This is a genomic window from Oceanobacillus timonensis (assembly GCF_900166635.1).
Lineage (GTDB): Bacteria > Bacillota > Bacilli > Bacillales > Amphibacillaceae > Oceanobacillus > Oceanobacillus timonensis.
On record NZ_LT800497.1, the window covers coordinates 1,553,076 to 1,568,168 of the forward strand.

Sequence of the window (15,093 nt, forward strand, 5' to 3'; positions counted from 1 at the left end):
TGATTAGTTCATAAAATTATATTTGTTCAAACCAATCAAAATAGCTTCTTCACCTTTCTTATCTCCATCGTTACGTACTTTTGAATATTCCATTTCTAATGGGAAGCAATAGTATGTGCACGCACGATCTCAGTACGTTACACGCTTTTTTTCGCCAATCAATGGATAAATCTGATTTATTTTCATAATGGCAGCACTGGCAATTAATGCTTTTAAAACATCACCTGGTAAAAAGGCTAGGGCTGAAAGAGCGGTCGGACCCCATGGAAGATTTGATAAAATAGATAAATAGGTAACGCCGACGATGTTAATAATAAGTGAACCGCCAAAAATAGTGATTAATACAAGTTTCCAATAGGCCAGCGAATGGATATTTTTTTCGGTTAAATAACCGATAACCCAAGCAGCGATTGGCCATGATAGAACATATCCCCCTGTGGGTCCGACAAGAACTCCTAAACCGCCACGACCACCAGTTAATAACGGAACTCCGACGGCAATGAGGAAGACAAAAAGAAGAACGCTGAGCCCAGCGCGTTTGGCGCCTAATATACCGCCTGCCAGCATAATACCCAGTGTCTGCGCTACAACGGGTACAGGAATAAAGGGAAGCGGGACAGGAGGGAAAATAGCAAGAACTCCGATAATTGCTGCGAATAATGACATAAACATCATATCTCTTAATTTCAATAGATTTCCCACACTTTCTAGTTTTGATATAAATAGAATAATAAGGGAATATACACCCTATTGTCAACCTATATTTTTAATAGGTGACAACAGGGTGTTAGAAAGTTATAAATCTCCACGAAAATCTCTATACATAGACAAAAACATTAGGGAATTTGTATTGAATGAAAGAGATATCATATGCGTTATTTCTCTTTGATTTGGTTCTGAATGGGCAAGCAAATTTCACAAACATGCTTATCCAGCATGGATTTCACATATCGTTCCAAAATCGGTTTTGACTCATCTAACTGATGGCCTGGAACAGCTAATTCAGAGAAAATAGTTTCCCATGCTCTGGTCAATGCATCAGCTGTATGTTCAATAGTGAAAACAGCATAGCTTCCGCCTTGTAAAATACTTTGTTGAACACATTCATCATTTATTTCCTGCTGGGCAGACAATACAAGTGCTGTATCGTATCTGCAAGCTTCCGAGGGGACAAGGGTTGGATTGTCCCAAATAATGCCTAATATAACTGCATTATCTGTTAATAAATTGCCCTTTGAAGCATTGTTGTAGATCATCCAATGTTTAAACGCAGCCATTAGCTGGTTATTTTCCTTTCCATATGCACCTATTCTTCGCATATAAACGATTGGTAAATCAGAAATTTGTTCGATTTTCATTTGAAATTCTCCTAAAAAGTATAAGTACGCCGGCGTCTAAGTACATCATAAGTCCCTTTAAAATGAAAAACAACAACTATTTTAAAAATAATTTAATAATTTTAAAAATAACTTGTATTATATAACTTATTCCAAACTATTTGTATAATAGTTATAAAGGACGTTCAAAAAATCCAATAAAAATGACGCGCAGGAAAAGGAAAGAAAGAGCAATAAAATATGGAGGAACAGCTATGAAATTACTTATTGTAGAAGACGATAAAGCAATTGCTTCCGGCTTGGAATATTCGTTAAGTCAAGAAGGTTATGAAGTGATTGTCTGTCATCATGCGCAAGGAGCAGAAGAAATAATAGATACCGAGCTAAACAGCATTTCCTTATGCTTATTTGATCTATCCTTACCGGATGGCAGCGGCTATGATTTATGCCGATCTGTGAAAGAAAAAGCAGATGTCCCTGTTATTTTTCTAACCGTTGTTGATGATGAGGTGAATGTGGTGATGGGACTAGATATGGGGGCAGACGATTATATTACCAAACCGTTCCGTATCCGCGAATTAAGTTCACGGATTAAAACGGTGCTCCGACGTTATCAAAAAAATAATTCAAATGAGAAAGACACTTTTCAGCTGGGTTCGTTAGAGGTATTTCCGTTAGAAGGAAAAGTGTATAAAGCAAACATAGAACTGGCATTAACCGCACTGGAATATCGGCTGTTGATGATTTTTATCAACCACCGCGGGCAGATACTGTCTCGGGAACAGCTGCTGGAACAGATATGGGATGTGGCTGGCGAGTTTGTCAATGATAATACACTCACGGTGTATATTAAACGGCTTCGAAAGAAAATTGAAGATAACCCGCAGCAACCGGCAATTATAGAAACAGTCAGAGGGCTGGGATACAGAATGGCGGCTGAAGATGCTGCGAAATAAAGAAATCCGTTTTTTTCTCACTTCCACGGTATTGATTTTAGGAATTGGTATGCTATTAGGGTATATGCATTCTCCTGTCACAGCCGTCTTTATTGCGATTGTGGGCGGGAGTCTGGTGATTTGTTATATGGTATGGATGGTTTGGCGTTACCAGCGGATGATCCAGTTATCCGGTTATTTACGAAAAATTATGGCAGGAGATACCGCGCTCGATGTCCGGGATAATCGAGAAGGGGACCTCAGTATATTAAAAAATGAAATCTATAAAATGACCCGGATGCTATCCGAACAGCAGGAAGGGCTGCAGAAGGATAAAGAAAAACTCACAGATGCGATTTCCGATATTTCTCATCAAATCAAAACACCGCTGACTTCGATGACCGTAATGGCTGATTTATTAAGCGATCCGAATATGGAGACGGAAAAGCGGCAGGAATTTACATATCATATTCGCAGGCAATTAGAACGGATGGAATGGCTTGTATCCTCGTTATTAAAGCTTTCCAAAATCGATGCGGGAACTACGCTATTCAGCAAGGAAAAGGTTGAAGTGGACCAGCTTATACAAGAAGTCGTTGCACCGATGGAAATCCCTGTTGAGCTGAAGGAGATGGAGCTGGAGATAGAAGAAAAGCCAGGGGTGACTTTTATAGGCGATAAAAACTGGACGAAAGAGGCTTGTATTAATATTTTAAAGAATGCAATAGAACACACCCCGCACGGCGGAAAAGTCTCCATCTCTTATAAGGAAAATGCTATTTTTACAGAAATTCGAATTAATGATAATGGCAAAGGTATCGAGAAAGCAGAGCTTCCACATATTTTTAAACGTTTTTATAAAGGAAGTCAGGCGGCTGATGGCAGTGTTGGTATTGGTTTGGCGATGGCTTATTCGATTGTTGCTCATCAGCAGGGAGATATTGAAGTAATAAGTGAATCTGAAAAAGGAACCACTTTTTTAATTAAATTCTATCAGGGAGAAACAGCTCGCTAAATGAAGTTTCATTTTATAAGCAGGTTATGTCATCATAAGTGACAATATTGTCACTGTTATTGTCACTATCCCGTCACCTTAGACAGGTAAAGTAGGGAACAAAGGAAAATAAGGAGGAAATGGTAGTGGAATTAATGCGGGTTGAAAATTTGTCTAAAGTGTACGGAAAAGGTGACACGGCGGTAAAAGCATTGGATAATGTATCATTTTCCGTGGAGCAGGGGGAGTTTGTAGCAATTATTGGACCGTCTGGTTCCGGGAAATCGACACTGCTTCATTTACTGGGAGGTGTCGATCGGCCGACGGATGGCAAGGTGTTTATAGAGAATACGGACATCTATGAATTAAATGAAACACAGTTAGCTGTCTTTCGCAGGAGGCAGATTGGCTTAATCTATCAGTTTTACAATCTCCTGCCGGTTTTAACAGTAGAGGAAAATATTACATTGCCGATGCTGTTAGACTCCCATCAAGTGGAAAAAAAGCACTTCAAGGAATTGATAGAAATTCTAGGACTTCATAATCGATTAGACTATTTACCGAATCAGCTATCTGGAGGTCAACAGCAGCGTGTATCCATTGGCAGAGCTTTAATCAGTAATCCATCTATTATTCTTGCAGATGAGCCGACAGGGAATCTAGACAGTAAGAATAGTAAAGAAATCATTGATTTATTAAAACTATTTAATAAAACATATCACCAGACATTGGTCGTCATTACCCATGATGAACGAATTGCCCTTCAGGCTGATCGGATTATTTCCATTGAGGACGGTGTGATCGCCAAGGACGAGGTGATTCGCCAATGAATATAGTTAATAAAGTTACGTTAAGGCATTTAAAAGAAAATAAACGAAGAACGCTTATTACGATTATTGGTGTCATTATTTCTGTTGCGATGATTACAGGAGTAGCTTCCCTGGGAATTTCTTTTATAGATATGCAGCAGCGGGATGCGATTGCTAATGAAGGGAATTGGCATTACAGCATGGATCAGCTTGATTCAGAGCAGCTGGAAAAGATTCAAACCGATGCCAATACAGATTCTGTTGGTGTGATGAAGGAATATGGTTACGCACCGTTGAATGATCAATTATTGAAAAGATACCTGTATGTCCGGGGCATGGATGAAACGGCTCTGGAGCAGATGCAAGTGAATCTGACGAAAGGCCGGCTCCCGGCAAATGAAAAGGAGGTAGTGATCTCTGAGGAATTAAAGAGACAGGATTTTGATTACCAAATTGGAGATACGATTGAGTTAAATATAGGAGAAAGACATTATACAGGAACGAGAGGTATGGCAAATCATACGTTAGGTCAAGATGATTCCCTGCTGGTTATAGAGGGACAAGTGGATGAAGAATTACGTAATCAAACGGAATACAGCTTTACCATTGTTGGTGAAATCGAAGAACCGATATGGGACGAGCCGTGGTCTCCAGGATATACGGTTTTAGCTTATACGGATGCACAAGCGTCATCTGTGGTGGATCGTGCTTTTGTAAAAGTGAATGATTTAGGGATAACCCTTTTCGATGATGTAGATTTGCTGGCGCAAGAATTGGATGTAGCGGATGATACGTATAATTTTAACACGACTTTATTGAATACGTACCTTGTTTCCGTGAACAGCGGGACGGTTTCTACTTTGTCCGGATTATTAACGGTTATTATGCTGATTATCGTGATTGGTTCCATGGCTTTAATTTATAATGCATTTGCTATCTCGGTATCAGAAAGATCACGGTATTTAGGAATGCTTGCCAGCGTTGGAGCGACGAAACGGCAAAAAAGAAATTCCGTTTTATTTGAAGGATTTTTAATCGGGGCAATCAGTATCCCTGTTGGAATTGGAGCTGGTTTTGCCGGCATTGGCATCACGCTGCATTATGTGAATCAGATTTTACAAAATGTAGGGCTGGAGACAGATTTTCGGCTGGTTGTTACTTTTCCTTTAATTGGGATAGCTGTCGGTGTTTCTTTGATGACTATTTTGATTTCTGCATGGATACCTGCAGTCAGAGCATCTAAAGTGACGGCAATAGATGCTATTCGCCAGGCGAAGGATGTCAAATTAACGAAAAAGAAAGTGAAAACAAGCCGTATCGTCCGTAAACTCTTTGGCTATGAAGCGGAAATTGCTTTGAAGAATTTAAAGAGACATAAGAAACGTTACCAGGTGACTGTTTTTTCACTCATGATCAGCGTTATTCTGTTCTTAACTGTAGGGTTCTATACCAGCTCGTTGACCAAATCATATGAAGTACTGTCGGATGAATTGGAATATGATATTTCCATTAGCGGCACGGGGGAGATAGATGATTCAAACCCATTGTGGAAAACCTATCAAGACATACAAGATTTAGATAGTGTGGAGGAAAGTTTCATTTACAAAGAAGCTAATCTCCAGGCATATTTTCCGGAGCACATGACTGGGGAGAACTATGAAAATTGGGATCAAACGCCTGAAAAAGCAGAAGGTCTTCCGTATAACCTGGAATTAGTCGGCTTATCTGATACGGATTGGGAACAATATCTTGCCGATAATGATATAACGGATAGGGCAGAAAGTGATTTTCGTGGTGTTTTAGTGAACCATGTCACCTATAATGATGGCACGCAATATATCGAAACGGATATGTTAAAAGTGGATACAGGTGATATGCTGCCGCTTCAAGTGAACAGCTACAATGAAGAGACAGAAGATTGGAATTTGGAACAGGGGGAAGACATCGAGCTGCTTGGTCTGACGAATCAATATCCCGTTGGGGATTCCCATGCTGATTCGAAGACCATTTATCTTATTGTACCGGAACAAGTGCTTGAGAATATAGTGGAATCATATCCAAATGAAAGAGCAAGTTTATCCGAGGTATATGTCACCTCTGATGACCCGGATCAGGCGCAAGAAGATATAGAAGCGCTGGGAATTGCGAATGAGGTATCTATTTATAATCAGTATGAAATCAGACGGGATAATGAACAATTTGCACGGGTGTTGTCTATTTTTGTTTACGGGTTTATCATCCTGATTACATTGATCTCTGTTGCTAATATCTTTAATACCATTTCAACAAGTATTGCCTTGCGACGGAGAGAATTTGTAACGATGAAATCGATTGGCATGACGCCAAAAGCTTTTCGTAAAATGATTTATTTTGAGAGCCTGTTTTATGGAATGAAATCCTTGTTGTATGGTTTGCCAATTAGTTTTGTGGTGATGTATATTATTTATTCGCAGACGCAATACGCCTTTGATTACAGTTTCAACATTCCATGGATATATATTGGAATTGCGATTCTAGCTGTATTTCTGATTGTTGGAGCAGCTATGCTTTACTCGATGTCGAAATTGAAGAAGGATAGTATCGTGGAGACGTTAAGACAGGAAAATATTTAAAGCACTCAAAAGCTGTCACAGATAAATATAACTGTGATAGCTTTTTGCGTTATAAGAGAATGAGCGAAACAGACAAATATCAGTAAACGCACATTTTATCATTATGAAAAAAATCAGACTGTTAAGAGTCGACATTTGTAGATGGGAAATTGTTTTCGCTATTACGATTAGATGTGGTTTTCCTTATAAAAAAATAGGCGCATTCAGCGAGGAAACAAAATACGCCTATTTTTATAAATCTGTACACTATCAAGCAGAATATGCTATTTAAAACAACTTTTATTCCGCAGTATAACTGGAGCTTGCGATTTTACCGCCGTCTACAATCACATCTTTCTCTTGGAACGGTTTTTCTTCAAAGAAACGCGTTAAGATATCTTTAACGCCCTCTTCAATTCGGGCTTGCGCTTCTAATGTCATGCCGGAGTAGTGTACAGTCATTGCCTGACGCGGCATGGTTCTCCATGGATGATCTGCCGGAGCAGGCTGTGGATACCATACATCGCCTGCGTAGCCTTGGATATGATTAGATTCAATCATTTCTGTTAAATCGTCTGTATTGACAATTTTGCCGCGTGCCGTATTGATTAAATAACTGCCTTGTTTCATTTGGCTTAATACTTCTTTATCAAACAGGTTATCGGTAGAATGGGTTAATGGTGCGTGAATAGTAATCACATCGCTTGTTTTAACTAACTTGTCAAAAGGAACAAAAGTGGAACCTTTCATATCTTTTTGGTTCATCGGATCGTAGTGCTGAATGGTCACATCAAATGGAGCTAAGCGTTCTGCAACAAGTTGACCGATACGTCCGAATCCGAAAATACCTACTGTCTTATGCTGCAAATCATGGGCATGATTGCCAACTTGTGATAAATTCCATTCGCCTTCCTCTGCCTGACGATGGCCTTCCAAGAAATTACGCAGCAGGATAAGAATATCCATAACAGCATGTTCCGCTACACTGACTGTATTACTGCCAGTCACCTCGACAACGGTCACTTCATTTTCAACGGCTGCGTCTAAATCAACATGGTCTGAACCAACGCCAGCGGTTATGGCGAGTTTTAAATTTGGCGCATTGTTCAGACGTTCCTTTGTCATATACGCAGGGTAGAAAGGTGCGCTGATAACGACGTCCATATCAGCCAGATGTGCATCCAAATCTTTTTCATTATTATTTAAAATAACCAGTTCGTGTCCTTTTTCTTGTAAGAACGGTTTTAATCCAATTGCTTTCTCCGTATTCAATAATTGGTTTTCCGTGTTACTGCCGGTTGTTTCAGGAAATAATGCTACAATTTTCATTTGATACACGCTCCTTTTAAGGTAGTTTTGAAAATGTTCATTTTAAAATTCCATTTATATGGTTATTACCAAGTTAGCAAAAGATAAAACTTCTAATATAGGAAAATATATCTTGAGAGATGTCGGGTTATTGCCGAAGCGCTTTGGTCTATTATTTAAATAATGGAATGCCATCTGCCGAGATTTTCGCATCCTTTGCTTCAGGAATTGGCGAAATATGTTATTATTTGAGAGGGTTTAATGAGCTGACAATAGTTCGTTGCAATAAAAGGAATAACATAGTCCATAAAGAAAGAAGAAGGAGAATCTATTTATGAGAAATCATACACAAAGCCTTATTTTGCTGGGGATTGGTTTAAATATTATCCAGTGGGTTGCTATACTTATCCTGTTTCAAAGAATTACGGCATTATTTGGCGGATATATTATTTATAATCCGAATACGATTAATGGCACGACGCGTTCTGGAACATTTTTAGACTGGCTCCAAACTATCGTTTATGCTAATGAGCCGATTAATTATGTTCTTTTCTTTTTTGTCATAGCCAGTCTTTTATATCTCATTTCTACTTTTGTTTTCATTGTTTTGGAGATTGTTGCTTACTTCATGATTAGGAAAAATGCTCATTCTTCCTGGTCTGCTTTTATTCTTGCGATGGGATTCAAAAATATTATAACTGATTTATCCGGCGTGCCATTTCTGGTTGCTGGTTTGATGATGCATAAAGAAAATAAATCTGATTTGGATAAGAAGGTTTAAAAAATTCTTCTCTAGAATTTGAAACGGAAAAATGAAAATTTCAACATACAAAGGAAGAAGTATAATCTTAGTGATGGATGAAACAATACAATTCATCCGCCATTTCAATAAGATACAACTTAGAAGCAGGAGTACTTTCAATTATCAGGGGAGTACTCCTGTTTTTAGATGGAATAAATCTATGAAACATTGCGTTGTCATTGTAAATTGCTGCATTTTAATCCAATTGCAGTAAGGCTGCTTCTGGAATTTCTTCTTCCATCACTTCTCCCCAGCCTTTCCCATAGCTGCCGGAAGCGTCCATCTGAAGAAAAGCATCTGTCTGTAATTCTCTATCTATCACTCTCGTAATCTGTTGCTCATCGCCATCTTCGTTAAATCCTGAAAAGACATACTTATAATTTCCGTTCCATAGTTTTTCATAATTATCATCTGATGTTTCTACATAGTAGGTTTCCACAGGCTTCTGTAATAACCAGTCTGTCAGCGGGATGATTCCGGCTGTCGTCTTTTGGATAGCAACAGCTGCAAAAATGAATACAATCAACATTCCAACCAGTATTTTTATTCCTTTTTTCATATAATGATACTCCTTTTTCTGTTTTTATTTGTATCTTTATTATAAGAACGAAAAAGGGATGCAAAAATCGTTTTCCCTTACAGTCAGCTTACACTTTTGTAAGGTGAAAATACTTTCGCTATTTTTGTGGTTCCATATAATCTGTGCCATAATTATTTTAGAATAGAGAAGGGTGATAGATATGCAGACCATTATGATTGTAGAAGATGACCCGAAGATTACAAAACATCTGCAGGATTACATTGAAAAATATGGCTACCGAGTATCTTTTGTCACGGATTTTGAACGGATTATGGAAGTGTTCCAAGAAACAAAGCCTGATCTGGTGCTTTTAGATATTAATTTACCGAGCTATGATGGCTTTTACTGGTGCAGGCAAATTCGCACAGCATCCACTTGTCCGGTCATTTTTATTTCCGCACGGACAGGGGAGATGGATCAGGTAATGGCACTCGAAAATGGCGGTGATGACTTTATCACGAAACCGTTTAGTGCGGAAATTGTGATGGCTAAAATACGGAGTCAGCTGCGCCGTGCCTATGGAGCATATGCACAGGATGCGAAGGAGCGTTTTTTGGAAGTAGAAGGTCTGAAATTATTACCGGAACGACTGGAATTAACCTTTGCAGGGGAAGAAACGTTTTTATCCAAAAAAGAAGCGGATATTATCGAAACGTTAATGAACCGTTACCCGCGCGTTGCCGGCAGGGAGGATTTGCTGGAGAAGCTTTGGGATGACCAGACTTACGTGGATGAAAATACATTGAATGTCAATATCACAAGAGTGCGAAAAAAGCTGCAGGCTGTTGGAATAGAAGATGGTGTGGAAACGGTCAGAGGAGTCGGATATCGGCTGAAAAGCATGTGAAAGAAAAATAAATGAAAGAAGGAAGTGTCAGTGTGCATTTTAAAACAGTTGAAGAGAATGATTTGCGTATGTGCAGTAACCTGTTTTTAAGCGTTTTTAACGAGGAGCCATGGAATGATAAATGGACGATGGCAAAAGCTGAACAATATTTGACAGATTTTTACCGGACTCCGGGATTTTTAGGCGTGTCTGCGATAGAAAAGGAGGAGATGGTTGGTTTTATATTTGGAACACGTCGAACCTGGTGGAGTGGAGACGAATTTTTTATCCATGAAATGTGTGTAGATACGGATAGACAAAATAAAGGGATTGGAAAGGCGCTAATCAATCATTTGATAAATGAACTGGATTCCAATTCGATTACTGCCATTTCTCTTTTGACGGACAGAGGAATATCGGCAGAAGCTTTTTATAAAAGACGTGGCTTTAAAGAAATAGAAAGACTTGTTTTTCTAAGTCGTGAAGTTTAAAACAGCTGTTTGAAGGAGAGTTGAAATGAAGCTATTTTTAAAGGAACATACTTTATTGATTGCGCTTAATATCCTGCAATTTACGGCTATCCTGCTTCTTTATTGGCTGGATGGCTATCGGAACCTGCTGCCGGCGCTGTATGCCATTTTTATCGGCTTCTTTTTGCTGATCTGCTATCTTTGTTATCAATATGTCAGCCGGCGTTCCTTTTATAAGCGATTAAGCAGGCCTTTAGAAACATTGGACGAATCGCTGCAGAAAAGCAGCCAGCATCCTGTTTCTGAAGCATTGGATGACCTGTTGCGCAGTCAGTACAAGCATTATCAGCAGCAGATTAATACCATTGAAAAGGAAAGGGAAGAGCATCTGAAGCTGATGGATCAATGGGTGCATCAGATGAAGACACCGATTTCTGTGATTGAGCTGACCGCGCAGAATCTGGATGAGCCGGATTCGTCCAGTATTCGGGAAGAAACAGAGCGGATGAAGTCGGGATTACATACGATTCTTTATATGGCAAGACTGCGGACGATGGAGCAGGATTTTCATATTAAGCCGATTCATCTGGAGTCACTGGTTCATGAGGTGAATGGGGAAAATAAACGATTTTACATACGTAACCAGGTTTATCCGAAAGTGGATGAAAGAACAGCGGGATTGACCGTGCAAAGCGATGAAAAGTGGCTCTACTTTATTTTGACGCAGCTTATCTTAAATGCAGTGAAGTATTCTGCAGGAAAGAGTAATGCCGTGCTTATTTCCATGTATGAACGCGGGAAAGAGGCTGTCTTAGAAGTACAGGATTTTGGAATAGGCATTCCGGAAGCGGATAAGAAACGTATTTTTGATGCTTTTTATACAGGAGAAAACGGAAGGAAATTCAGAGAATCTACGGGGATGGGGCTGTATTTAATCAAAGAAGCTGTGGAGTATCTGCATCATCGGATTGAATTGGAATCACAGGTTGGCGAAGGGACAATATTTCGGATTGTTTTTTCGGATACGCAGAGGTTATGAATACTTATAGCTGAAATACAAGTTATGAAGATGCATAAAAAACACTAAATTGAAATTTTATCATAATTATGAAAAAATAAAGATAATATAGTGAAGGAGTGAGGATATGGTAAACATTCGTCCTGTTTCAGATTTAAGAAATAATTTTACAGATATTTCAAGAACGATACATGAAACATCCGAACCGGTGTTCTTGACCAAGAATGGATATGGTGACATGGTTGTCATGAGTATAGAAGCGTATGAACGGAAAATGTTTGAAAGTGATATTTATTTAAAATTAAAAGAAGCAGAAATAGAGGCTAAATCAACAGATAAAAGGTATACGCATGAAGAAGTGTTTTCAGAGTTAAGGTCCAGAATAAAAGATAAGGACACAGATAATGTATAAGAGGATGTTCAAAAAATCCAATAAAAATGACACGGCGAATTTCTGCGTTGACTAGCAAATTCCAATACTCACGTATTATAAAGCATACGCTCCGTTTGGAATTTGCTAGTCGCCTTGAACTTCCGACGCACACGACGTGCTAGTGTCGGCTTTGCGACACGGACGTCGCGAACTTAGCCGACTTGGTCCTATTTATCGGACTTTTTGAACACGCATTATAAGGTAATTTATTTACCTTTAGCAGTCAGTGATTTAAGGAATATTGTAGATTATATTCAAAACACGTTAAAAGCACCTGAAGCAGCAATAGAGTTAGTTAATCATTTGGATAACTCTATAGCGAGGTTAGAACAGTTTCCTTATTCTTGTAGAGTTTATCAGCCTGCTAAGGAACTAGAAGATGAATATAGGCTATTACAGGTAAAAAATTATATTGTCTTTTATACAGTAAAGAATGATAAAGTAATGATTCATCGAGTAGTTTATTCTAAAATGGATTTAACAAAAGTTTTATCACCTCGTAAGGATTCACAAGAAGACTCTTGTAATGAATAAAATCAAACCATTTAAGAGAAGGAATATACTTCTCTTTTTTTATTGTCTAGGAAATTATAAAATTCTCTAGCTGTGGATAACTTTTATGTTAAACTTTTATTAACTCACTGGAGGGGTAGAGATATGAGAAAGGGAAGCGGAGTTATTAAAGAAATCTTAAAAGACCATTTTGCTGGATTTTGGGAGTTCCATGCTGATCGTTTTCCGAAAACTTATCGTGAACATATAAAAGAAACGGTAGAAAAAACAATTCGTTGCGGGACACGTGATTTAGGATATGCTCGCTATGAGTGTTTAGGATGTGAAGGGGATCCTTCTCCTAAATTCGTGTGTTTTACTTGTAAAAGCAGACTATGCCACCGTTGTGGGAAAAAGTATACGGATGACTGGTCAGACAAACAACAGGAAATGATATTTAATGTTACGCATCGCCATATGGTCTTTACACTTCCACGAGAGTTAAGAAACATATTTTACAATGACCGAAAAAAATTAAATGAATTAAGTAAACAGGTAGCCGAAGTATTTCAGTACCATAATAAAAAGAAAGGTAAGAAAAGAGGCTTCCGTTCAGGGATTATTACGGTTATTCATACGTTTGGAAGAGATTTAAAGTTTAATCCTCACATACATGCATTGGTGACAGAAGGTGCGTTAGATAATCAAAATGAATGGGTTAATAATGGATATGTTCCTTATGATTTTTTAAGAAAGTCCTGGCAAAAAGTTGTCTTAGATTTGTTGAAGAAGTGGTTTCCTGCAACACCGAAAATCATAGAACTTATTAATGAGTTATATCAAAGGTATCCGAAAGGCTTTTATGTCAATGCAGAGAAGAAAATGAACAATGCCAAGCGTGTAGCCAAGTATATCGGCAGATATTTAGCTCGACCAGCTATCGCCGAATATCGTATTGAATCTTATGATGGGGAAACAGTTCATTACTGGTATGAGGATCATAAAACAGGAAAACGTGTAGATAAAAAGGTTCCAGTGTACAGGTTCTTATTTGAAATATTACAACACATTCCACCAAAGCATTTTCGAATGGTTGGGAGATATGGGCTGTATAGTAGAAGGGCTCATCGTAAAGCGCAACAAATATTGAGTTTATATGCGTTCATGAGAACGAAGCAGATTTCGTTTCTTTTGGAAGCAAAACGTAAGAAAAAAACATACCGTCAACGTATGATAGAATCATTTGAACAGGACCCTTTGGAATGTCCGTGTTGCCGTAAACAGATGGAGCTCATTGGAATATGGCATGCTGACTATGGGTGGATTTATCATTACATGGAGGATGTAGAGAAAGAAAGAAGGAGGAGATACGGAATTGACAAACCCAAAAGAGCCGGATAAATCAGATGAATTTTTTCCAGACTGGCTGGACGAAGAGGATCCTTTTGGCTTAAAAGAAGAAATGAAGATCATATTATTTCAATGTTTAGATTGCCATGGAACCGATGAAGTCCCGGAGTATATCATTGGTGAATTTAGTGTGGATAAAAATAATAGGGATGAAGTAGAACTTCATTGTCCGCATTGTAATGGCACTATGATTGAAGCGAAAAACGTCCCAAGTGATTAGCATCTACTTGGGACGTGATTTAGTCGCGTTAGCGATTTTGTTCTGATATTGTGAAATGTGTTCTATTATAGAAGATAATTAGAAAGTGAAAATGACTTTTCTTTGGCAGTAAATAAGAGGTTATAGATAGCAATGGAATAATTACTTCATAAAACATGAACAGGCATATATAATAAAAACATGCCTTACTTGTAAAAAGGAAAGGATTTTTATTCGATTTTTAATTGGGAGGAAGTACTCATGCAATGGAAAAAGCCTAGCAGTGAAGATTATACTGCTCTGATTCAATTATGGGAGAAATCTGTGTTAGCAACACATGATTTTTTGAAATCCAAAGATAGAGAAGAAATGAAAGCAGAAATTCCAACTTATTTCCCGCAACTAGATATGAAATCGTGGTACCATGATGATACATTGATTGGGTTTTCTGGTGTGAATGAAAGAAATTTGGAAATGTTGTTTTTAGACCCGGACCAAATAGGGAAGGGATTTGGCAGCATTATTATAAAGGATTTAATAGAAAAAGATGGCATTCAATTCGTAGATGTAAATAAGGACAATACATCAGCTACTGCTTTTTATTTGAAGCATCGATTTCAAGTGATTGGAGAATCCGAACAAGATGGGCAGGGAAGAGATTATGCCCTGCTGCATTTAGGTTTGGACGGAGTCACGGAATAAGTGAAACCCGTGTTATGGCAGACAATATCAAATGAAAGCAGATAGGTTACATAAAACCGCCCGTTTCGATCATCATGTGAAACAGGCGGTTTTATATAGGATGAAATAGATTGGTAACCGCATGATTATGCTGTAATACAGCTATTATCTTATGCGATTCGATGCTTTTTAACTGGTATAACCCGGT

The 15,093-nt window shown here is 38.4% G+C and carries 17 protein-coding genes; 13 read left to right on the top strand and 4 right to left on the bottom strand.

Features of this window, described 5'->3' with window-relative positions; translation table 11 throughout:
- Positions 1–129 precede the first annotated feature (129 nt).
- Positions 130–666 carry a biotin transporter BioY gene (locus tag B7E05_RS07565; RefSeq protein WP_245833020.1) on the bottom strand — a complete coding sequence of 179 codons (537 nt, stop codon included), beginning with the start codon at positions 664–666 and terminating at the stop codon, positions 130–132.
- A gap of 209 nt (positions 667–875) precedes the next feature.
- Entirely contained in the window at positions 876–1,358 is a 483-nt protein-coding gene (locus B7E05_RS07570) for an AraC family transcriptional regulator (RefSeq protein ID WP_080873638.1), read from the bottom strand.
- Positions 1,359–1,591: 233 nt separating this feature from the next.
- On the opposite strand from B7E05_RS07570, the gene B7E05_RS07575 reads away from it, so the two are divergent.
- The 4 genes from B7E05_RS07575 to B7E05_RS07590 all read left to right on the top strand — a co-directional run bounded on the left by B7E05_RS07575 (position 1,592) and on the right by B7E05_RS07590 (position 6,687).
- A complete protein-coding gene (locus B7E05_RS07575; protein ID WP_080873639.1) occupies positions 1,592–2,293 on the top strand; it encodes a response regulator transcription factor in 702 nt (233 codons plus the stop codon).
- A complete protein-coding gene (locus B7E05_RS07580; protein WP_080873640.1) occupies positions 2,280–3,287 on the top strand; it encodes a sensor histidine kinase in 1,008 nt (335 codons plus the stop codon). Before B7E05_RS07575 ends, B7E05_RS07580 begins: the two co-directional genes overlap by 14 nt.
- Before the next feature lie 119 nt (positions 3,288–3,406).
- The gene (locus B7E05_RS07585; RefSeq protein ID WP_425435089.1) at positions 3,407–4,096 is read left to right on the top strand and encodes an ABC transporter ATP-binding protein; all 690 of its coding nucleotides are present in this window, start codon (positions 3,407–3,409) and stop codon (positions 4,094–4,096) included.
- The gene (locus B7E05_RS07590; RefSeq protein ID WP_080873642.1) at positions 4,093–6,687 is read left to right on the top strand and encodes an ABC transporter permease; all 2,595 of its coding nucleotides are present in this window, start codon (positions 4,093–4,095) and stop codon (positions 6,685–6,687) included. Before B7E05_RS07585 ends, B7E05_RS07590 begins: the two co-directional genes overlap by 4 nt.
- A gap of 279 nt (positions 6,688–6,966) precedes the next feature.
- Here B7E05_RS07590 and B7E05_RS07595 read toward each other — a convergent pair whose 3' ends face one another.
- Entirely contained in the window at positions 6,967–7,995 is a 1,029-nt protein-coding gene (locus B7E05_RS07595) for an NAD-dependent formate dehydrogenase (RefSeq protein ID WP_080873643.1), read from the bottom strand.
- Between the two features lie 313 nt (positions 7,996–8,308).
- On the opposite strand from B7E05_RS07595, the gene B7E05_RS07600 reads away from it, so the two are divergent.
- Complete coding sequence (locus B7E05_RS07600; RefSeq protein WP_080873644.1) at positions 8,309–8,755, top strand: hypothetical protein; 447 nt, start codon at positions 8,309–8,311, stop codon at positions 8,753–8,755.
- 217 nt (positions 8,756–8,972) lie between these two features.
- On the opposite strand, the gene B7E05_RS07605 is transcribed toward B7E05_RS07600, so the two are convergent.
- The gene (locus tag B7E05_RS07605) at positions 8,973–9,335 is read right to left on the bottom strand and encodes a YxeA family protein (protein ID WP_080873645.1); all 363 of its coding nucleotides are present in this window, start codon (positions 9,333–9,335) and stop codon (positions 8,973–8,975) included.
- A 181-nt stretch (positions 9,336–9,516) separates the two neighbouring features.
- On the opposite strand from B7E05_RS07605, the gene B7E05_RS07610 reads away from it, so the two are divergent.
- From B7E05_RS07610 to B7E05_RS07645, 8 genes are all read left to right on the top strand, one after another.
- Entirely contained in the window at positions 9,517–10,203 is a 687-nt protein-coding gene (locus B7E05_RS07610) for a response regulator transcription factor (protein WP_080873646.1), read from the top strand.
- Positions 10,204–10,235: 32 nt separating this feature from the next.
- Positions 10,236–10,673, top strand: coding sequence for a GNAT family N-acetyltransferase (locus B7E05_RS07615; RefSeq protein ID WP_080876246.1), 438 nt, complete (start codon positions 10,236–10,238; stop codon positions 10,671–10,673).
- A 25-nt stretch (positions 10,674–10,698) separates the two neighbouring features.
- Positions 10,699–11,691 carry a sensor histidine kinase gene (locus B7E05_RS07620; protein WP_080873647.1) on the top strand — a complete coding sequence of 331 codons (993 nt, stop codon included), beginning with the start codon at positions 10,699–10,701 and terminating at the stop codon, positions 11,689–11,691.
- 106 nt (positions 11,692–11,797) lie between these two features.
- Complete coding sequence (locus tag B7E05_RS07625) at positions 11,798–12,082, top strand: type II toxin-antitoxin system Phd/YefM family antitoxin (protein WP_080873648.1); 285 nt, start codon at positions 11,798–11,800, stop codon at positions 12,080–12,082.
- Between the two features lie 204 nt (positions 12,083–12,286).
- Positions 12,287–12,637, top strand: coding sequence for a type II toxin-antitoxin system RelE/ParE family toxin (locus tag B7E05_RS07630; RefSeq protein ID WP_080873649.1), 351 nt, complete (start codon positions 12,287–12,289; stop codon positions 12,635–12,637).
- A 123-nt stretch (positions 12,638–12,760) separates the two neighbouring features.
- Complete coding sequence (locus tag B7E05_RS07635) at positions 12,761–13,996, top strand: IS91 family transposase (RefSeq protein WP_080872281.1); 1,236 nt, start codon at positions 12,761–12,763, stop codon at positions 13,994–13,996.
- The gene (locus B7E05_RS07640) at positions 13,971–14,225 is read left to right on the top strand and encodes a hypothetical protein (RefSeq protein WP_245832918.1); all 255 of its coding nucleotides are present in this window, start codon (positions 13,971–13,973) and stop codon (positions 14,223–14,225) included. The genes B7E05_RS07635 and B7E05_RS07640 overlap by 26 nt, the downstream gene beginning before the upstream one ends.
- 240 nt (positions 14,226–14,465) lie before the next feature.
- On the top strand, positions 14,466–14,906 hold the full coding sequence (locus B7E05_RS07645; RefSeq protein ID WP_080873650.1) for a GNAT family N-acetyltransferase: 441 nt from the start codon (positions 14,466–14,468) through the stop codon (positions 14,904–14,906).
- Positions 14,907–15,093: the final 187 nt, after the last annotated feature.